We start from the raw sequence: 18463 nt of genomic DNA, 5'->3' as shown, positions 1-18463 counted from the left end.
GGGTTTTATCGTTCAGAAAAGATGAATGTCTCCATCATGATATTCAAATTTTCTTTCGTCCAGATCGGCGCCAGCATAGGCACTCCCTGTACTGATTCGTCGAGAACACCATGCACCAGCCCCTTGTCTTTATCGATGGCGACCAAGGCACCACCGGCCTGCAGATCCACGGCCGCCTGCACGGGCGCACTGACCTGCGTCTGCTGACCCTGCCCGATGCCGAGCGCAAGGATCCGGCGCGCCGCGCCGAGGCGATCAACAGCGCGGATGTGGCGATCCTGTGCCTGCCGGACGCACCGGCACGGGAAGCGGTGGCCGCCATCGTCAACCCGGCCGTGCGGGTGATCGATGCCAGCTCCGCCCACCGCACCAGTGCCGGCTGGGTGTATGGCCTGCCGGAGCTGGACGATCAGCAGGCCGAGCGCATCGCCCGGGCCAAGCGGGTCAGCAACCCCGGCTGCTACCCCACCGGCGCCATCGCCTTGTTGCGCCCGCTGGTGAGCGCGGGGCTGGTGCAGGCGGACTACCCGCTGACCATCAATGCCGTGTCGGGCTATTCCGGTGGTGGCCGCGCCGCCGTCGAGCGGCATGAAGCGCCCGGCGCACAAGCGAGCCAGGGTGTGCTGGTGTATGGTCTGAACCTGGACCACAAGCACGTGCCGGAAATCCAGCAGCATGCCGGACTGACGCAACGACCGGTGTTCGTACCGAGCTATGGCAGCTACCGTCAGGGCATTGCCTTGACCATCGCCCTGCAGACCCGTCTGTTGCCCGCCGGGGTGACGGCTGGCCGCCTGCATGACGGCCTGCGCGAGCATTACCACGGCTCACGCTATGTGCAGGTGGCACCGCTGGAGCTCGGCGAGGCGCCGGCGCAGCTGGATCCGCAAGCCTTGAACGACAGCAACGACCTGCGCCTGGCGGTGTTTGCCAACGAGTCCCATGGGCAGGTGTTGCTGACCGCGGTGTTCGACAACCTGGGCAAGGGCGCCTCGGGGGCGGCGGTGCAAAACCTTGAGTTGATGCTGGCGGCGATGCGCTAAGGCATGGCGACCGCTTTGCGGTCGACCGCAGGCTCCCACACAAGAACCGGGGCACACCGGGAACCCTTGTGGGAGCCGGCAACGCCGGCGATACGTTACGTGCACGGTCTGGTCAGCCGCTTCTGCCAGGGTGAAAGCGGTTTCTACCGCACCTACTACCACGCTGTGGTCGAACCTCAATTAGCCCGCGCCAACCTGCGTTCGAACTGGCGCATCTTCCAGCACAAGACCGTCCCGCAGATCCTCGAGCTGATGCTCAAACGCCAGGGCATCACCCAGTTCGAACTGCATGCCAGCATGGACCATCAGGTCCGCGAGTTCTGCGTCCAGGCCGGCGAGACCGACCTCGACTTCATCGCCCGCCTGGCGGCCGAAGAAGGCTTCGTCTACCGCTTCGAACACAGCCCCGAGCAGCACAGGCTGCTCATCACCGACCGGTTGCTGTCCTTGGGGCTGATCAGCCGTGGCGTCATCAAGACCGAAGACGAAGACGAGGGCTTTGTCGAAGACGACGACCCGCCCGCCCCCGACACGGTGCTGTACCAGGCCAACAGCGGCGGCGACCCGGCAGTACCCTGCCTGCGGCGCTTGCGCTACAGCGAACAGGTGCGCACCGCACGCCAGGTGCAACGCGACTACACCTTCACCCACCCGGCCTACCGTCAGGAGCATAGCGCTGCGGGTCCCCACCTTGAGCACCAGTCCACGGACTACGAGCGCTTCGACTACCCGGGCCGTTACAAGCGCGATGCCGTTGGCAAGCCTTTCACCGAAAACCGCATCACCGCCCTGCGTCACGATGCGCGCATTGCCGAGGTCCAAGGTGACGATGTGCGCCTGCAGCCCGGGCTGAGCTTCACCCTCGCCGGCCACCCCCGCGATGACTTGAACGTGCACTGGCGGGTGAGCCACCTCTCCAGCCAGGACAACGCCTTTCCAATAGGTTAGAGCTCATAGCCAATGGAGCGGCATCGTCAACGCCGCCAATCAGGCGGATCAGCTTTGAACGCTGGTCCGTACCCGGATTTTTACGTAGCATCCCACCCTTTTGCCCCGACAGCCCTCCCCCCATGAAAACAACCTCCCTGCGCGCCGATGTCCTGGCAGGACTAACCACGTCCTTCGCCCTGGTCCCCGAGTGCATCGCCTTCGCCCTGGTGGCGCACCTCAACCCCCTGATGGGCCTCTACGGCGCCTTCATCATCTGCACCCTCACCGCTTTGTTCGGCGGCCGGCCGGGGATGATTTCCGGCGCGGCCGGTTCCATGGCCGTGGTGATCGTCGCCCTGGTGGTGCAACACGGGGTGCAGTACCTGCTGGCCACGGTGCTGCTCGGCGGGTTGATCATGATCGCCTTCGGCGTGCTGCGCCTGGGAAAGCTGGTGCGCATGGTGCCGTATCCGGTGATGCTCGGTTTCGTCAACGGCCTGGCCATCATCATCGCCCTGGCCCAGCTCGAACACTTCAAGCATGACGGGGCCTGGCTGAGCGGTCCGGCCCTGTACCTGATGGCCGGCCTGGTGGCGCTGACCATGGCCATCGTCTACCTGCTGCCGCGCCTGACCCGCAGCGTGCCACCTGCACTGGTCGCCATCCTCGGCGTCGGCATCGGGGTCTACCTGCTCGACCTGCCAACCCGCACCCTGGGCGACCTGGCCCATATCGCCGGCGGCTTGCCGCAACTGATGTGGCCGGACATTGCCTGGAACCTGGACACCCTGAAGATCATCGCCCCCTACGCGATCCTGATGGCCCTGGTGGGCCTGCTGGAAACCCTGCTGACCCTCAACCTCACCGACGAGATCACCGAAAGCCGTGGCCACCCCGACCGCGAGTGCGTGGCCCTGGGTGTGGCGAACATGACGTCCGGCCTGTTCGGTGGCATGGGAGGCTGCGCGATGATCGGCCAGACCGCGATCAACCTCAGCTCCGGCGGTCGCGGGCGGCTGTCCGGGGTGGTCGCCGGGGTGATGATCCTGCTGTTCATCCTGTTTCTCTCGCCGCTGATCGAGAAGATTCCACTGGCGGCGCTGGTCGGGGTGATGTTCGTGGTCGCACAGCAGACCTTTTCCTGGGCCTCGCTGCGGGTGCTGCACAAGGTGCCGGGCCACGATAGGCTGGCGATCGTCGCCGTGACCCTGGTGACCGTGTTCACCGACCTGGCGACGGCGGTGCTGATCGGCATCGTCATTGCCGCGCTCAACTTCGCCTGGCAACAGGCCCGCGAGCTGTACGCCGACAGCGACCAGCAAGCCGATGGCAGCAAGCTCTACCGGGTGCACGGCACCTTGTACTTCGCCTCGACCACGCCCTTTCTCAACCAGTTCGACCCGGCCAACGACCCGGCGCGGGTAACCCTCGATTGCCAGCACCTGAGGTTCGTCGACTACTCGGCCATTGCCGCGCTCAAGACCCTGCGCGAGCGCTACAGCAACAGCGGCAAGCACCTGCGCGTGGTGCACCTGTCCGAGCGCTGCAAGCAACTGCTCAAGCGCACCGACCTGCACCACGACTGAGCAGGCGCCCTACGGGGTGCCGAACATCGCGGTCCAGTAGATCCCGGCATCGCTCTTGGGGTCGACCGCATAGGCGGCGCCCAGCTCGCTGTACTGCGGGTTCATCAGGTTGGCGCAGTGGCCGGGGCTGGCCAGCCAGCCGTCGACCACCTTGCGGGCGGTGTCCTGGCCGGCGGCGATGTTCTCGCCGGACACCTGGCCGGCATAGCCCGCCAGTTCCGCGCGGTCGCCGGGGGTACGGCCATCGCGATCGACGTGATCGAGGAAGTTCTGGTTGGCCATGGCCCGCGTATGGGATTCGGCGGCACCGGCCAGGGTGGCGTTCCAGGTCAGCGGCGTGGTCGCGGCATAGGACTTGGCGCCGCACTGGCGCGGCTGGCTGCGGGCGTTGTTGATCATCGCCAGCAGCTGCTGGCCTTCAGCCTGCCAGTCGCCCAGCCGTCCGGCCAGCAACGGCCGCGCCAGGACGATGCGCCAATCGCGGCCTTGCTGGCTGACACCGATATCGACGAACTGCGGGTCGAGCACCACCTGGCAGAAGCTTTCCTGCACCGCCTTCATCGCCGCCTGGACATCCTGCGGGCCGTTGAGGGTGATGGCCTGGACACTCACCATCGGGTAGTTGGACTGGGCCAGCGCACCCTTGAGGTCGACGCGGCCGGTGGCCGGCAACACCAGGCGCGGATCGCTGGCCAGCGGCGGCAGCTCCAGCGAGGCCTGGCCGCCGCAACGCTGGGCCTGGCTACGGTAGCTGTTGATCGAATCGATCAGTTGCGACGGCTCGCTGGCCTGGACGGCGCCAGCCATCAGGGCCACTGCCAGGCCGGCAAGACGCGGAGCGGATAACAGGACGCGCATGCAAATCTCCCTTGAACGGACTGCGCCCATGATGCGCGAAGTCACCCGTCGTCGAACAGCTGGAATGTTTTGAGCGCGCTGCGGTCGACCCTGATAACGGGAAGGTGTGGCCTTCCTGCCACCCAGGGGTTCGAGCATGCGCCTGCTAACGATTGTAACCTGCCTTGTCGTGGCCCTCTGGGGCCCACTGACATTTGCCGCCGATTCCACGGCCAGGGTCGCCGAAGAAAAAGCCCAGGTACTGGAGCACAAAACGGTCGTGCAACCCGACGCCCCGCCGGCGCCCGGTTCCAAGGCCATCACCCGGACCGAGGCGCAGGCCGTGGACCCGGCAGGCGCAGCGGCGCTGGACGACGCCATTACCTGCCTGGCCCGCAGCATCTACTGGGAATCCAAGGGTGGCCAGTCGCGGGACATGGAAGCGGTGGCCAATGTGGTGATGAACCGCCTGGGCCATAGGGGCTTTCCCGACACGGTCTGCGGGGTGGTCAAGCAAGGTAAGGAAACCGGCAACTGCCAGTTTTCCTGGTGGTGTGACGGGCGCTCCGATTCGGTCCAGGAAGAGAACCGCTACGCCATCGCCAAGGAAATCGCGCGCAAGGCCCTGAACCGTCAACTCCAGGATCGCACCCATGGGGCGCTGTATTTCCATGACCGCAAGGTGTCGCCCGACTGGTCGCGGGTCTATGTGAAGACCACCGAAACCGGGGAATTCCTGTTCTACAAACCGCGCAACGGCACGGCTCGGTAGTCAGTCGGAAACATCCACCACCGGGATATCCCCGCCCGTCTTGCCCGCACGTCGTTCATTCATCCAGTCGGCCAGCTGGGTGGAAAACTCGGCCGGTGCCTTGCGCCCGACCCGGCGGGCGATATCCAGGATGGTCTGCTGGGCCAGCGCTTCTTCCATGCGCTTTTGCGCCGTGAGCATCACCGCGTGAATGGAGCAGGTGCCGTCCCTGGCCCAGTCCGGCGGCGAACCGTCGAACAGCGCGCAGCGATCGCGCACGTCCCGGCACTCGAAGATCATCTTGCGCCCGTCAATGGCCGTGACGATATCCAGCACGGTGATTTCATCGGCGGGGCGAGCCAGCCTGAAACCGCCGCGCACCCCTTCGGTGGCCACCACCAGCCCGGCCTTGGCCAGCTTGGTGAAGACCTTGGCCAGGTACTCCTGGGGCACCCCTTGTAACTCTGCCAGGTCGCGCACGCTGGCTTCACGGCTATCACCCAGTTCATCGACCAGGAAGGCCAGGCAGTGGATACCGTACTCCACCCCGGCGCTATACAGTGACATCACAATCTCCGACTAACTTTGTCGTAAATAATACCAGTGTTTTTTGCGCAAACGGGCTCCAGCCGTCCGCCACCACTACCGTACATCGGCTTCCAGCAGTCCGCAAAAGGTCATTTCCTGCGAGAAAACCCGGAAACAGAGCGGTTACCGGGCAAGGTTAACCGGATCGCCCCGGCGATCGGCAGAAAAAAACACTTGCGCCAACAAACTACGATCAATACAGTCGTAGTTGTTCGGCGGTGATGAGATTCACCCCACAACGATCTCACTCATGTGGAGCAGCAAAATGAAACAGCACATTCTGATTGTCGGCGCAGGTTTTGGTGGTGTCTGGAGCGCATTGAGCGCCGCCCGCCTGCTGGATCAACATGGCCGCAACGATGTCGCCATCAGCGTTCTCGCGCCGCAAGCCGAACTGCGCATTCGTCCGCGTTTCTACGAACCGGATGTCCACCAGATGAAAGCGCCCCTGGGCGACCTGTTCAACGCCGTAGGCGTGAACTTCATCCAGGGCGCCGCCGAGCAGATCGACGTGGCCGGCAAGCGCGTCAGCTACACCGATGCCCAAGGCCTGCGCACCGACATCAGCTACGACCGCCTGGTAATGGCCGCCGGCAGCGGTGTGTTCCGCCCTGCCATCGACGGCATCGACGAGCATGCCTTCGACGTCGACCAGATCGAATCGGCGGCGCGTCTGGAGCAGCACCTCAAGTCGCTGGCCAGCCAGCCTGAGTCGGCGGCACGCAACACCGTGGTGGTCGCCGGCGGCGGCTTCACCGGGATCGAGACCGCCACCGAAATGCCCGGCCGCCTGCGCGCCATCCTCGGCGACGACGCCAAGGTACGGGTGATCATCGTCGACCGTGGTGCCAAGATCGGTGCAGCCCTGGGTGAAGGCATCAGCCCGACAATCATCGAGGCCTGTGAAGCCCTGGGGGTGGAATGGAAGGTCAATGCCTCGGTGGCCGGCGTGGATGCTGGCGGCGTGACCCTGGCCGACGGCGAGCGCATCGAAGCCAGCACCGTGATCTGGACCGTGGGCGTGCGTGCCAGCTCGCTGACCGCGCAAGTGCCTGCCGAGCGTGACGCTCAAGGCCGCCTGCACGTGGACCGCAACCTCAAGGTCAAGGGCCAGGAGCATGTCTACGCCGCCGGTGACGTGGCCTACGCCGCCACCGACGACCTGGGCAACCACGCGGTCATGTCCTGCCAGCACGCCATCGTCCTGGGTCGCTACAGCGGCAACAACGTCGCCGCCGACCTGCTCGGTGTCGAGCCCACGGCCTACAGCCAGCCCAAGTACGTCACCTGCCTGGACCTGGGCGCCTGGGGGGCGGTGTTCACTGAAGGTTGGGACCGCCAGGTCAAGCTGCTGCGCAAGGAGGCCAAGGACCTCAAGACCCAGATCAACACCACCTGGATCTACCCGCCGGCGGCCGACCGCGCCACCGCACTGGCTGCCGCCGACCCACTGATCCCGATCGCCTGATGCACAACCCGAAGGGCCGCCGATGCGGCCCTTCACGCATGTGAGAGCACGGGAAACCTCCACTTCACCTCATCGGCACACACCGCACCCTGGCCATGGATGAACAGGGTCTCGTCGGTTTCCAGCCGGCGTGCCTTGAAGCCCCTGGTATCCTGCGGCGTGAAGCCCAACACCACCCGCCGTGTATCGGCAGTGCCCAGCTCGGCCATCAGCACATGCAGGTGCGGTGCTGACTTGCCAATCACCCCGTACAAGGTCATCACCCCGTCTTCAAACTCGACGATCGCATAGGCGTCATGCCGGGGCGAGTAGTAGACGCTGTCCTTGAACGAGGCCGTGCAATAAAACATCAAGAGCTGTGGGTTGTGCAGCATGGCCGGGCTGGCCGTCGGCGCACCGCTGTCGATGGCATGAACCAAACGCTGGCGCTCGAGCGGATCGCCCATGTCGACCTTGTGGAAGGAGCATGGCTGCGGCGAGGGCAACAGCTCGGCGACGTGCTCATGCTCCTGCACCCGTTGAAAACCGAACCTGGGGTAGAAATCCAACACCGAATCGTTGGCGAACAGGTAGATCAGTTCGCACTGTCCCTGCCACCTGTGCAACACCCGCTCCAGCAGGAAGCGCGCCAGCCCCCTGCCCCGAAACGCCGGGTCGACCATCGCCGTGCCGATCTGGATGGCGCGAAGTGATCTTCCATCGATGTCGAAGTGCATGTGGTTGACCGAGACATTGGCAACGATCTGGCCCTCATGCACCAGCGCACAGGGCTGGTACGCATCCCCCCAGTAACCGTCCCGGTACCACTGCTCGAAGTTGAAGTCGAAAGTCTGCTCGGTCAGTGCGTTGAACTGTGCGCGAGCGCGCTCGTCGTCCTTGAAGTGCTCAAGCACACTCAACCGTTGCTCATCCAGCCTCAGCGCCATCGTTCACTCCCTTGTCCGTGGTCCAGCGCTACGCTAGTGCCCTGCCCCGGGCACGTCCATCACCAAGCTGTAGGAAAATTGTAAAGCCCCCACGTATCCGCCGTAATAGCAACTGTCTTCATTGCCTGACGGTGTAGCCGCTGCCGCCAGGCTGCGATCGGTCGCGAAGCGACCGTAAAACCTGGCGCCTTCAGTCTGTCAGGTACACCGGGGTGACCGGGTTGCGACTGCTACGCAGTCGATCGCAGCCTCGTTCCTCGGCAGCGGCTACCCCTGTAGGAGCGGCGGAGAGTTACCCCCCGGCTTTGACGCCACCGCCTGGCCTTGCAGGCGCAACTGTCTTGAATGCCTGACGGTGTAGCCGCTGCCGCCAGGCTGCGATCGGTCGCGAAGCGACCGTAAAACCTGGCGACTTCAGTCTGTCAGGTACTCCGGGGGTGACCGGGTTGCGACTGCTGCGCAGTCGATCGCAGCCTCGTTCCTCGGCAGCGGCTACCCCTGTAGGAGCGGCGGAGAGTTCCCCCCCGGCTTTGACGCCACCGCCTGGCCTTGCAGGCGCAACTGTCTTTATTGCCTGATGGTGTAGCCGCTGCCGCCAGGCTGCGATCGGTCGCGAAGCGACCGTAAAACCTGGCGCCTTCAGTCTGTCTGGTACAACCAGGTGACCGGGTTGCGACTGCTGCGCAGTCGATCGCAGCCTCGTTCCTCGGCAGCGGCTACCTATGTGGGATCCAGCAACGGCCAATGCGCCAGCGGCCAGTACTGGCCCTTGCGCGATTCGAACAGGGTGAACTGCCGCGCCTTCAGGATGAAATCCGCGTCGGTCGCCATCTCTGGCACCGCACCGCGGTAATCACGGGCCAGCGTCAGGTGCGCACGGTAGTCGCGCGCCTCGACGAACCCCAGGGGCAACAGCGCCTGCTGCAGGGCGTAGACCAGTTGGCGCAAAGCAAGCGGCGTCTGGCTCGGCGCCAGCACCAGGGCCTTGGCCGAGCGCCACACCTCCAGGCGATCGAGCACCAGCGTCACGGCCTCACCCGGCACCTTGACCCCGTCAGCGGCGGCGAGGATGGACGGTAACTGCACCGTGTCCACGGAGCCTACGAACATCAGGGTCAGGTGGAAATTCGCCGAGGGCACCGGCCGCCCGATGTCAGAACCCAGGTCCCGACGCCATTGGGCGATCGCGCGGCGCTGCGCCGGCGCGCAGTCGAGGGCGAAGAACAACCGCTTGAATGGCGCCCCGGTTTCACGAATGCCCTGCTCCATGCCCTGCTCCCCTCTCGAGCTTCGATGGCCCAGTCTAACGCCTCGGCCAGGACACCGTCAGTCAGCTGTTTGATATTTTTATTTTCATAGATTTGATTTCTGAAATAAATCATGTCATTTCTATGCGCACCCCACCCACCGGAGTCAAGAATATGAACAAGACCGGACTTCTAGGCGCACTGGCCCTCTGTGCCGTCAGTGCATTCGCCCAGGCCGACCAGGGCAGCCTGCGCATCGGCATCGAGGCGGCCTACCCGCCCTTCTCCTACCGTACCCCGCAAGGCGAGCTCGCAGGCTTTGACTACGACATCGGCAACGCCCTGTGCGCGCAGATGCAGGTCAAGTGCCAGTGGGTCATCCAGGAATTCGACGGCATGATTCCGTCGCTCAAAGTGCGCAAGATCGACGCGGTGCTGTCATCGATGTCGATCACAGCCGATCGCCTGAAATCGGTGGACTTCAGCGACAAGTACTACCACACCCCCGGCAAGTTCGCGATGAAGGCCGGCAGCCGGATCAGCGACCCGGCCGTGGACCTCAAGGGCAAGAAACTCGGCGTGCAGCGCGCCTCCACCTATGACCGCTTCGCCACCGAGCAACTGCAGCAAGCAGGGGTCGAGGTGGTGCGCTACGCCTCGCAGAACGAAGCCTTCCTCGACCTTGCCTCCGGTCGCCTGGACGCCACCCTCGCCGACATCGTCAATACCGAGGAAAGCTTCATCAAGACGCCTGCAGGCCAGGGATTCGCCCTGGTCGGCCCCGACATCAACGACCCGCAGTACTTCGGCCGCGGCGCCGGCATCGCCGTGCGCAAGGGCGACAGCGCCAACCTTGCCAGGCTCAACGCCGCCATCGCCGCGATCCGCGCCAACGGCACCTACCAACAGGTGCAGGCCAAGTACTTTCCGTTCGATATCTACGGCCAGTAAAACCGGCTGGCGAGGACTTTCATCATGCTTCACGGCTACGGATCGAGCATTCTCGATGGCGCCTGGCTGACCCTCAACCTGGCCCTGCTGGCCATGGCCCTGGCGATCAGCCTGGGCCTGGTCGGTGCGGCCTGCCGGTTGTCGCCGGTGAAATGGCTGGCGACCCTGGGCGAGATCTACGCCACGGTGGTGCGCGGCATCCCCGACCTGGTGCTGATCCTGCTGGTGTTCTACGGCGGACAGGACCTGGTCAACCGCCTGGCACTGGCGTTGGGGTACGAGCAGTACATCGACATCAACCCCTTCATCGCCGGGGTCTGCACCATGGGCTTCATCTTCGGCGCCTACCTCTCGGAGACCTTTCGCGGCGCCTTCATGGCCATCCCCCGGGGCCAGGCCGAAGCGGGCGCGGCCTATGGCATGAGCGGGTTGCAGGTGTTCTGGCGGATCAGCGTGCCGCAGATGGTGCGCCTGGCGATTCCCGGCTTCACCAACAACTGGCTGGTGCTGACCAAATCCACCGCACTGATTTCGGTGATCGGCCTGCAGGACATGATGTTCAAGGCCAAGAACGCCGCCGATGCGACCCATCAGCCCTTCACCTTTTTCCTCGCCGTGGCTGCGCTGTACCTGCTGATGACCAGCCTGTCGCTGCTGCTCCTTCGGGGCGTGGAAAAACGCTACTCGGTCGGTTGCAAAACCGCCGACCTGTGAAAGGAACCTTGCGATGATGCTCGACTATTCCCTGATCTGGCAGAACCTGCCGTTGTACCTGGACGGCATCCTGCTGACCCTGAAAGTGCTGCTGATTTCCCTGGCCTGCGGCCTGGCACTGGCAGTTCCGCTGGCACTGATGCGGGTTTCGCGGGCGTGCCTGCTGCGCTACCCGGCCTGGCTGTACACCTACGTGATCCGTGGCACGCCGATGCTGGTGCAGCTGTTCCTGATCTACTACGGCCTGGCCCAGTTCGAGGCGGTGCGTGAGAGTGTGCTGTGGCCGTACCTGTCCAGCGCGACCTTCTGCACCTGCCTGGCCTTTGCCATCAACACCAGCGCCTACAGCGCCGAGTTGCTGGCCGGCAGCCTGCGCGCCACTCCCCGCGGCGAGATCGAGGCGGCCCGGGCCATGGGCATGTCACGCCTGACCCTGTACCGGCGCATCCTCCTGCCGTCGGCCCTGCGCCGGGCACTGCCGCAATACAGCAATGAGGTGCTGATGATGCTGCAGACCACCAGCCTGGCCTCGATCGTCACCCTGGTGGATATCACCGGCGCGGCAAAAACCTTCAATGCCCGTTACTACCTGCCCTTCGAGGCATTCATTACCGCAGGGCTGATCTACCTGGTCCTGACCTTCATGCTGGTGCGCCTGTTCAAGCTGGCCGAGCGCCGCTGGCTGGCCTATCTGGCCCCGCGCAAGCACTAAGGAGCTGTCATGCAACAGATTGACCATGTATTGCCCTGGAGTGCCTGCGGCACCCGCCGCACCCTGAGCGTGCTGCGCTTCGGCAGCGGCCCGCGCAAGGCTTACATCCAGGCCTCGTTGCACGCCGACGAACTACCGGGCATGCGCGTGGCGGTTGAACTGCGCCGCCGCCTGGCTGAGCTGGAAAGCCAGGGACGGCTGAGCGGCGTGATCGAACTGGTGCCGCTGGCCAACCCGATCGGTATCGGCCAGATGTTCCAGGCCACCCACCAGGGCCGTTTCGAGTTCAACAGTGGCAAGAACTTCAACCGCGATTTCCCGGCACTGACCGAGGCGCTGGTCGAGCGCCTGGAGGGACGCCTGGGCAATGACGGCGAGGCCAACGTGGCAACCATCCGCCGCGCCATGCTCGACAGCCTCGACGCGCTACCGCCTGCCCGGTCGGAGCTCGACGGCTTGCGCCAACTGCTGCTGCGCCAGGCCTGCGATGCCGACCTGGTGCTGGACCTGCACTGCGACTTCGAGTCGATCATGCTGCTCTACGCCCTGCCGCAGAACTGGCCGCGCCTGCGCTCACTGGCGGCACGCCTGCGTGCCGGCGCCGCCCTGCTGGCCGAAGACGCCGGTGGCAACGCCTTCGACGAGGCCTGCGCGGTGCCCTGGGTTCAGCTGGCCGAACGCTTCCCCGACGCCGAGATTCCCCTGGCCTGCATCGCCACCACCATCGAGTTGCGCGGCATGGCCGACACCGAGCGCGAACTGTGCCAGGCCAGCGCCGAACAGATCCTCGGCTACCTTGCCGACCAGGGCCTGATCAGCGGCGACTGGCCCGCTGCGCCAGCGCACTGCTGCCCCGCCACGCCCTTTGCCGGCGCCCAGTACGCCTACGCCGAACACCCCGGCGTGGTCAGCTTCCTGCAGCCCCTGGGGGCACAGGTGCAGGTCGGCGATCCGCTGTTCGAGGTCATCGACCCGGTCAGCGATCGCCACAGCGTGGTCCGCGCCACCACCGACGGCATCCTCTACGCCCGTGAACGCCTGCGTTTTGCCCAGCCCGGCCTATGGCTGGCCAAGGTCGCCGGCAGCACGCCCATTCGCCAGGGTCGCTTGCTCAGCGACTGACACCCACGAGTATCCACCGATGAACAAACTCGACATTCAGGACCTGCACAAAAGCTACGGCGACCACCAGGTGCTCAAGGGCGTCTCGCTGCACGCCAACGCCGGTGATGTGATCAGCATCATCGGCTCCAGCGGCTCGGGCAAGAGCACCTTCCTGCGCTGCATCAACCTGCTCGAACAACCCAATGCCGGGCAGATCCTGGTCAACGGCGAACAGCTCAAGCTGCGCACCTGCCCCCGTGGCGGGCTCAGGGCCGCCGACCCGCGCCAACTGCAACGGATGCGCTCGCGCCTGAGCATGGTCTTCCAGCATTTCAACCTGTGGTCGCACATGAGCACTCTGGACAACGTCATGGAAGCGCCAGTGCATGTGCTGGGCATGGACCGCAAGGAAGCCCGCGACAAGGCCGAGCACTACCTGGACAAGGTCGGTGTCGGCCATCGCCGTGCCGCTTACCCGGCACACATGTCCGGCGGCGAACAGCAGCGCGTGGCCATCGCCCGGGCCCTGGCCATGGAGCCGGAGGTGATGCTCTTCGACGAGCCGACCTCGGCACTGGACCCGGAGCTGGTGGGCGAAGTGCTCAAGGTCATGCAGGACCTGGCCGGCGAAGGCCGCACCATGGTGGTGGTAACCCACGAGATGGGCTTTGCCCGCGAGGTGTCCAACCAGTTGCTGTTCCTCCACCAGGGTATTGCCGAGGAACGCGGCCACCCCCGTGAAGTCCTGGCCCGGCCGCAGTCCGAGCGGTTGCGCCAGTTCCTCGCCGGCAGCCTCAAGTAAGCCCCCGGCGCCGCCTCCCCGGCTGCACGCCGGGGAGTGGCTTCGGATACACTAGGGCCCATCCAGAGAGGGAGCTTTGTGCGCATGTCCAGCAATTCGAAGAACACCACCGTCTACGCCTCGCCGGTCATGCGCAAACTGTCGGAGCAGCTTGGCGACCTGCAACCCTCGTTGCGCAAGGTGGCCGACTACATCCTGCGTCACCCGCTCAAGGCCGCGACCCTGACCATCGAAGAAATGGCCCAGGCCACCGCCACCTCGCCGGCGGCGGTCAACCGCCTGGCCAAGGCCCTGGACCTGGGCGGCTACAGCGGCATGAAAGCCGAGCTGGTGGCGACCCTGCAGCAGATGGTCTCGCCGGTGGACAAACTGCGCAACGAACTGGCCCAGCGCCCCGATGGCGACTTCGGCCTGCATGAACAGATCCAGAGCGCCAGCAGCAACCTGGCGACCACCGCCAGCATCAACCCGGCCGACACCTTCGAAGCCTTTGTCAGCTGCCTGATCGCGGCACGCAAGGTGTATGTGCTGGGCTTTGGCAACAGCGTCTACCTGGCGGGCCTGGCGGCCTCGACCCTGGTGCCGTTCTGCGCCGATGCCAGTGCCATCAGCATGGAAGGTGGCAACGAAAACGCCGCCTACCGCCTGGCGGCGATCACCGACCAGGATGTATTGCTGGCGATCTCCCTGCCGCGCTATTCCCAGGACACCCTGCAACTGTCGCGCTTTGCCCACGAGCGTGGTGCGACTGTACTGGCGATCACCGACTCGCCTGCCTCCCCATTGACGCCCATCGCCCGCCATGTGCTGTTCGCCCCTGCCGATCATCCGGTGCTGACCAGCTCCAACATCGCCGTTCTGGCGTTGATCGAGGGCCTGGTGGCGGCGGCCATGGCGCGAAACAAGGAAGCGGTGAAACTGGCGACCGAGCTGACCGAAAGCGTGATGTCCTACCTGCATGTGCCGGGCAGCAAATCGGCCCGCTAGGAATGACCCACGCCTATGCAGTAGCCGAATCAAATCCCCCCGACATCGAGCACGATCCTGGCAGCGCAAACCTTTGCTTCTGGGACTAATGTCGAGTCCCAACCGGTAACATTTTGTACAAACCCCGGTCATGATTGTTTATGCTGGCTTGCTTATGCCATGGCGCAACGCCACATAGACAAGTATTCGCCCATGAAAATCTTCATCGTTCTGCTGTTTGCCTGCTCGATCGCCTACGTCCATTTTCGCGGCAAGGTCAGGCACAAAATCTCCCGCCAACTGGGTGACCATTCCAGCTTCCTGGCGCCGGTAAACGTATTCCTCTACCTGTTCTCCAAACTGCCAGCCCGGCCCTACCTGCCCGTCGAGTCCTTCCCCGAACTCAAGCCGCTGCAGGACAACTGGCAGGAAATCCGTGCCGAAGCCCAGCAACTGCTGCACGTCGGCGAAATCAAGCGCTCGCAGAACTACGACGACGTCGGCTTCAACTCCTTCTTCAAGAGCGGCTGGAAGCGCTTCTACCTCAAGTGGTACGGCGAGAGCCACCCTTCGGCCATGAAGCTCTGCCCGCGCACCACCGAACTGCTGCAAGGCATCGGCACGGTCAAGGCGGCAATGTTCGCCACCCTGCCGCCGGGCTCCAAGCTGGTTCGCCATCGCGACCCCTACGCCGGCTCCTACCGCTACCACCTGGGCCTGGACACCCCGAACGATGACGCCTGCTACATCTGCGTGGACGGCGAAAACTACGCCTGGCGCGACGGCGAAGGCGTGGTCTTCGACGAGACCTACATCCACTACGCCAGCAACCAGACCGAACACAACCGTATCATCCTGTTCTGCGACGTCGAGCGCCCGCTCAAGTACCGCTGGGCCACCGCGTTCAACCGCTGGTTCAGCCGCCGCGTCATGGCCGCGGCGGCCGCGCCGAACGATGCCGGGGACAAGACCGGTGGCATCAACCGCCTGTTCACCCGCGTCTACAAGATCCGCGAACACGGCAAGGCCCTGAAGAAACGCAACCGCACTCTGTACTACCTGGAGAAATGGGCGGTGGTGGCGGCATTGGTGCTGCTGTTCATCTACATCTGAGCCCCGATTGTCGTAGCCGCTGCCGCCAGGCTGCGATCGACCGCAAAGCGGTCGTAAAACCAGGCGACCGAGGTGCCTGGAATGCGACTGCTACGCAGTCGATCGCAGCCTGGCGGCAGCGGCTACAACGCAATCATCCCCCCACCAAAGTACTAGCCTTCCCCACCCATCGACCAACGGCGCCCCGCCGGCAAAAAAACTAGCTTCACTGTTCAAGTTGCCAACCACACAAGAGGTGAAGACGATGAGCATGATGGACTGGGATGCCTACCGTAAGCAGTTGATGGCCGGCATCGGCGACCTCAAGCAACTGTCCCCCGACACGGTCAACGGCTACATGACCGCCAGCGGCGCCGGGGCCAAGACCAACCACCTGGACGCCAAGACCCGCGAGCTGATCTCCCTGGCCGTGGCCGTCACCACCCGCTGCGACGGCTGCATTGCCGTACACTCGGCCGAAGCGGTCAAGCACGGCGCCAGCCGCGAAGAAATCGCCGAAGCCCTGGGCGTGGCCGTGGCCATGAACGCAGGTGCCGCGCTGGTGTATTCGGCGCGAGCCATGGACGCCGTAGGCAAGGTCGACAGCTAAGCGGTGCACACCGGGTGCCGACGCCCAGCCACTGCCGGCTGGGCGTCGGCAGGGGCTTGGGCAGGCCCTGCATCCCTGCTCACAGCGTAGTGCGCCACCCGCCACTTTGCGTTTTCGCATAAGCTAGCGGGCGAACCGCTTTCCAGGACTTTCCATGATTCACATCCGCCCCATGACCCCTGCCGACTTCGAGCACTTCTGGCCCACCTTCCAGGCCGTTGTCAGTGCCCGGGAAACCTATGCCTTCGAGCCGGCCCTGAGCCAGGAGCAGGCGCGTCAGCTGTGGCTGGAGGCGCCGCTGCATACCCTGGTGGCTGAAGAAGACGGTGTGCTGCTCGGCTCCTACTACCTCAAGGCCAATGCCGCCGGCCCCGGCAGCCATGTGTGCAACTGCGGCTACATGGTCACCGAGGCCGCCCGTGGCCGCGGTGTGGCACGGCTGATGTGCGAACACTCCCAGCGCCTTGCGCGGGAACAGGGCTTTCTGGCCATGCAGTTCAACTCGGTGGTGGCGAGCAATGAAGTGGCGGTGGCCTTGTGGCACAAGCTCGGCTTCGAAACCGTCGGACGCCTGCCGCGTGCCTATCGCCATGCACGCCTGGGGCTGGTGGATTGCCTGGTGATGTACAAGTGGCTGGCCGAACCTGCCGAACCGCAACAGCCCAAGCTGATCGGGCGCAAGAACATCGAGGCGGTGGTGTCGCGCAAGCGCGGGCGTTGAGGGCTTCATCGACCTTATCGCGGGCTGCGCCCGCTCCCCCCTGTCATTTTTGTCAGTAGCGCGCCACGTCCAGCTGTACCAACATCGTCGTAGATCCAATGCCTTCAAGCGATGGAGACGATTGACGTGAAAGCACCGTCGGCAACGTACAAAAAGGAACTGGTCAACGCGCTGGTGAAGGGTGAACTGCACTTGCATCAGTTGCCCAGGGACCTGCCAACTGTCGAGGTTGCCAAGATTCGCCGCGAGGCATTGCAACAGCTGACCAATACCTCGCTGCACGCTACAGGTGACTACACGTTCGACCCGCAAAATGCCAAATGCGAGAATTTCGTCGGTGCCGTCCAGGTACCTGTCGGTGTGGTCGGGCCGGTGGTCGTCCATGGTCAACATGTAGGCGCCGGGGAAACGATCTACGCGCCGCTGGCAACCACCGAAGGTGCACTGATCGCCAGTGTCGCCAGAGGGTGCAGCGCCTTGCGCGAAGCCGCAGGCGCCATTGTCCGGGTCGAAGAGGTCGGCATCACGCGGGCACCGGTTTTTCGCACCAGCGGGATCGTGCAGACCCAGGCCTTTCTGGCCTGGATCAGCGAGCACTACCAGGACATCAAACGCAGTTGCGAAGCCAATAGCCGGTTCCTGGCGCTGCTGGACATCACCCCGGCGGTCGTCGGCACCACCATTTACCTGCGGTTCAGATTCAGCAGCGGCGATGCCATGGGCATGAACATGGCGACACTGGCCTGCGACCAGGCGGTCGCGCAGGTGATCGTGCCTGGTACCGGCGTGGCGTGCATTAGCATCTCAGGCAACTATTGCGTTGATAAAAAGCCTGCTGCCATCAACTTCATCAGTGGCCGCGGCAAACGTATTTTTGCCGAGGCCTGCCTTGGTGCCGACATCCTGCGCAACACCCTCAAGACCCAGGCCGACGCCCTGTGCGAGGTGCAATACCGAAAAACCTTGCTGGGTTCCATCATGGCAGGGGCTTACGGCTGCAATGCGCATCACGCCAATATCCTTGCCGCCTTCTTTCTGGCCACCGGCCAGGACCTGGCCCATACCGCCGAGGGTGGCATGGGCATCACCTGTATCGAACCCCGTGAGCAGGGGGCCGTGTACATTTCCGTCTCGCTGCCCGATGTACCGCTGGCGACGATCGGCGGTGGCACGGGGCTGTCCACGCAGCGTGAAGCGCTGGCACTGATGGGAGTCCGGCCGGGTAGCCGTCCCCCCGGCGTTGATACCCTGCGTCTGGCGGAAATTCTCGGTGCCCTGGTGCTGGCCGGAGAACTCTCGATCCTCTCGGCCCAGGCCGCCCACCACCTGGCCCAGGCGCACAAGCGCCTGGGGCGTTGACCCGATGAACCAGGGCAGCATCAGCGCAGTGGCGCCCGGGAAAATCATATTGATGG

18 protein-coding genes and 1 pseudogene are annotated in these 18463 nt (G+C 64.4%); 15 read left to right on the top strand and 4 right to left on the bottom strand.

Annotated elements, in window-relative coordinates:
- Positions 1 to 110 precede the first annotated feature (110 nt).
- The 3 genes and pseudogenes from argC (at position 111) to ACIQUS_RS21075 (ending at position 3559) form a co-directional block, all read left to right on the top strand.
- Positions 111 to 1043, top strand: a complete 933-nt coding sequence (gene argC, locus ACIQUS_RS21085; RefSeq protein WP_403050910.1) for an N-acetyl-gamma-glutamyl-phosphate reductase — start codon at positions 111 to 113, stop codon at positions 1041 to 1043.
- Between the two features lie 90 nt (positions 1044 to 1133).
- A pseudogene (gene tssI / locus ACIQUS_RS21080) lies at positions 1134 to 1979 on the top strand (type VI secretion system tip protein TssI/VgrG); the annotation flags it as partial.
- Between the two features lie 134 nt (positions 1980 to 2113).
- The gene (locus ACIQUS_RS21075) at positions 2114 to 3559 is read left to right on the top strand and encodes a SulP family inorganic anion transporter (RefSeq protein WP_403050907.1); all 1446 of its coding nucleotides are present in this window, start codon (positions 2114 to 2116) and stop codon (positions 3557 to 3559) included.
- Between the two features lie 9 nt (positions 3560 to 3568).
- Here ACIQUS_RS21075 and ACIQUS_RS21070 read toward each other — a convergent pair whose 3' ends face one another.
- Entirely contained in the window at positions 3569 to 4417 is an 849-nt protein-coding gene (locus ACIQUS_RS21070; protein WP_403050904.1) for a CAP domain-containing protein, read from the bottom strand.
- A gap of 136 nt (positions 4418 to 4553) precedes the next feature.
- Between ACIQUS_RS21070 and ACIQUS_RS21065 the strand changes: the two genes are divergently transcribed.
- Positions 4554 to 5168: a cell wall hydrolase gene (locus ACIQUS_RS21065; RefSeq protein ID WP_403050901.1), complete on the top strand. Its 615-nt coding sequence runs from the start codon at positions 4554 to 4556 to the stop codon at positions 5166 to 5168.
- Here the strand turns inward: ACIQUS_RS21065 and ACIQUS_RS21060 are convergent, their stop codons facing one another.
- On the bottom strand, positions 5169 to 5714 hold the full coding sequence (locus tag ACIQUS_RS21060; protein ID WP_403050898.1) for an RrF2 family transcriptional regulator: 546 nt from the start codon (positions 5712 to 5714) through the stop codon (positions 5169 to 5171).
- Between the two features lie 286 nt (positions 5715 to 6000).
- On the opposite strand from ACIQUS_RS21060, the gene ACIQUS_RS21055 reads away from it, so the two are divergent.
- Positions 6001 to 7203: an NAD(P)/FAD-dependent oxidoreductase gene (locus tag ACIQUS_RS21055; protein ID WP_403050895.1), complete on the top strand. Its 1203-nt coding sequence runs from the start codon at positions 6001 to 6003 to the stop codon at positions 7201 to 7203.
- A 32-nt stretch (positions 7204 to 7235) separates the two neighbouring features.
- Here ACIQUS_RS21055 and ACIQUS_RS21050 read toward each other — a convergent pair whose 3' ends face one another.
- Both ACIQUS_RS21050 and thpR read right to left on the bottom strand, forming a co-directional pair.
- The gene (locus ACIQUS_RS21050) at positions 7236 to 8129 is read right to left on the bottom strand and encodes a GNAT family N-acetyltransferase (RefSeq protein ID WP_403050892.1); all 894 of its coding nucleotides are present in this window, start codon (positions 8127 to 8129) and stop codon (positions 7236 to 7238) included.
- Positions 8130 to 8849: 720 nt separating this feature from the next.
- Positions 8850 to 9398, bottom strand: a complete 549-nt coding sequence (gene thpR, locus ACIQUS_RS21045) for an RNA 2',3'-cyclic phosphodiesterase (protein WP_403050889.1) — start codon at positions 9396 to 9398, stop codon at positions 8850 to 8852.
- A gap of 152 nt (positions 9399 to 9550) precedes the next feature.
- Between thpR and ACIQUS_RS21040 the strand changes: the two genes are divergently transcribed.
- The 10 genes from ACIQUS_RS21040 to ACIQUS_RS20995 all read left to right on the top strand — a co-directional run bounded on the left by ACIQUS_RS21040 (position 9551) and on the right by ACIQUS_RS20995 (position 18407).
- Positions 9551 to 10327 (top strand): ABC transporter substrate-binding protein, encoded by a 777-nt coding sequence (locus tag ACIQUS_RS21040; RefSeq protein ID WP_403050886.1) that lies wholly within the window; start codon positions 9551 to 9553, stop codon positions 10325 to 10327.
- A 24-nt stretch (positions 10328 to 10351) separates the two neighbouring features.
- Complete coding sequence (locus ACIQUS_RS21035) at positions 10352 to 11041, top strand: ABC transporter permease (RefSeq protein WP_403050883.1); 690 nt, start codon at positions 10352 to 10354, stop codon at positions 11039 to 11041.
- A gap of 13 nt (positions 11042 to 11054) precedes the next feature.
- Positions 11055 to 11753 carry an ABC transporter permease gene (locus tag ACIQUS_RS21030; protein WP_403050880.1) on the top strand — a complete coding sequence of 233 codons (699 nt, stop codon included), beginning with the start codon at positions 11055 to 11057 and terminating at the stop codon, positions 11751 to 11753.
- A 9-nt stretch (positions 11754 to 11762) separates the two neighbouring features.
- Entirely contained in the window at positions 11763 to 12875 is a 1113-nt protein-coding gene (locus ACIQUS_RS21025; protein ID WP_403050877.1) for a succinylglutamate desuccinylase/aspartoacylase family protein, read from the top strand.
- 19 nt (positions 12876 to 12894) lie between these two features.
- Complete coding sequence (locus ACIQUS_RS21020; protein ID WP_403050874.1) at positions 12895 to 13659, top strand: ABC transporter ATP-binding protein; 765 nt, start codon at positions 12895 to 12897, stop codon at positions 13657 to 13659.
- 84 nt (positions 13660 to 13743) lie between these two features.
- A complete protein-coding gene (locus ACIQUS_RS21015) occupies positions 13744 to 14646 on the top strand; it encodes a MurR/RpiR family transcriptional regulator (protein ID WP_403050871.1) in 903 nt (300 codons plus the stop codon).
- Between the two features lie 192 nt (positions 14647 to 14838).
- On the top strand, positions 14839 to 15738 hold the full coding sequence (lpxO, locus tag ACIQUS_RS21010; protein WP_403050868.1) for a lipid A hydroxylase LpxO: 900 nt from the start codon (positions 14839 to 14841) through the stop codon (positions 15736 to 15738).
- Positions 15739 to 15982: 244 nt separating this feature from the next.
- Positions 15983 to 16327 carry a carboxymuconolactone decarboxylase family protein gene (locus ACIQUS_RS21005; protein WP_403050866.1) on the top strand — a complete coding sequence of 115 codons (345 nt, stop codon included), beginning with the start codon at positions 15983 to 15985 and terminating at the stop codon, positions 16325 to 16327.
- A gap of 154 nt (positions 16328 to 16481) precedes the next feature.
- Positions 16482 to 17048 (top strand): GNAT family N-acetyltransferase, encoded by a 567-nt coding sequence (locus tag ACIQUS_RS21000; protein WP_403050863.1) that lies wholly within the window; start codon positions 16482 to 16484, stop codon positions 17046 to 17048.
- 126 nt (positions 17049 to 17174) lie between these two features.
- Positions 17175 to 18407, top strand: a complete 1233-nt coding sequence (locus ACIQUS_RS20995; protein ID WP_403050860.1) for a hydroxymethylglutaryl-CoA reductase — start codon at positions 17175 to 17177, stop codon at positions 18405 to 18407.
- The last annotated feature ends 56 nt before the right edge of the window (positions 18408 to 18463 follow it).

The organism is Pseudomonas sp. NPDC090755, assembly GCF_044769005.1.
Lineage (GTDB): Bacteria > Pseudomonadota > Gammaproteobacteria > Pseudomonadales > Pseudomonadaceae > Aquipseudomonas.
This window is presented reverse-complemented; position numbering and strand designations above follow the sequence as displayed.

Coding starts and splice junctions, on each gene's coding strand:
- ACIQUS_RS21030 (WP_403050880.1), top strand. CDS start 11,055: ATGATGCTCGACTATTCCCTGATCTGGCAGAACCTGCCGTTGTACCTG.
- ACIQUS_RS21020 (WP_403050874.1), top strand. CDS start 12,895: ATGAACAAACTCGACATTCAGGACCTGCACAAAAGCTACGGCGACCAC.
- ACIQUS_RS21000 (WP_403050863.1), top strand. CDS start 16,482: ATGATTCACATCCGCCCCATGACCCCTGCCGACTTCGAGCACTTCTGG.
- thpR (WP_403050889.1), bottom strand. CDS start 9,398: ATGGAGCAGGGCATTCGTGAAACCGGGGCGCCATTCAAGCGGTTGTTC.
- ACIQUS_RS21035 (WP_403050883.1), top strand. CDS start 10,352: ATGCTTCACGGCTACGGATCGAGCATTCTCGATGGCGCCTGGCTGACC.
- ACIQUS_RS21060 (WP_403050898.1), bottom strand. CDS start 5,714: ATGTCACTGTATAGCGCCGGGGTGGAGTACGGTATCCACTGCCTGGCC.
- ACIQUS_RS21025 (WP_403050877.1), top strand. CDS start 11,763: ATGCAACAGATTGACCATGTATTGCCCTGGAGTGCCTGCGGCACCCGC.
- ACIQUS_RS21070 (WP_403050904.1), bottom strand. CDS start 4,417: ATGCGCGTCCTGTTATCCGCTCCGCGTCTTGCCGGCCTGGCAGTGGCC.
- ACIQUS_RS21075 (WP_403050907.1), top strand. CDS start 2,114: ATGAAAACAACCTCCCTGCGCGCCGATGTCCTGGCAGGACTAACCACG.
- argC (WP_403050910.1), top strand. CDS start 111: ATGCACCAGCCCCTTGTCTTTATCGATGGCGACCAAGGCACCACCGGC.
- ACIQUS_RS21005 (WP_403050866.1), top strand. CDS start 15,983: ATGAGCATGATGGACTGGGATGCCTACCGTAAGCAGTTGATGGCCGGC.
- ACIQUS_RS21055 (WP_403050895.1), top strand. CDS start 6,001: ATGAAACAGCACATTCTGATTGTCGGCGCAGGTTTTGGTGGTGTCTGG.
- ACIQUS_RS21065 (WP_403050901.1), top strand. CDS start 4,554: ATGCGCCTGCTAACGATTGTAACCTGCCTTGTCGTGGCCCTCTGGGGC.
- ACIQUS_RS21040 (WP_403050886.1), top strand. CDS start 9,551: ATGAACAAGACCGGACTTCTAGGCGCACTGGCCCTCTGTGCCGTCAGT.
- lpxO (WP_403050868.1), top strand. CDS start 14,839: ATGAAAATCTTCATCGTTCTGCTGTTTGCCTGCTCGATCGCCTACGTC.
- ACIQUS_RS21015 (WP_403050871.1), top strand. CDS start 13,744: ATGTCCAGCAATTCGAAGAACACCACCGTCTACGCCTCGCCGGTCATG.
- ACIQUS_RS21050 (WP_403050892.1), bottom strand. CDS start 8,129: ATGGCGCTGAGGCTGGATGAGCAACGGTTGAGTGTGCTTGAGCACTTC.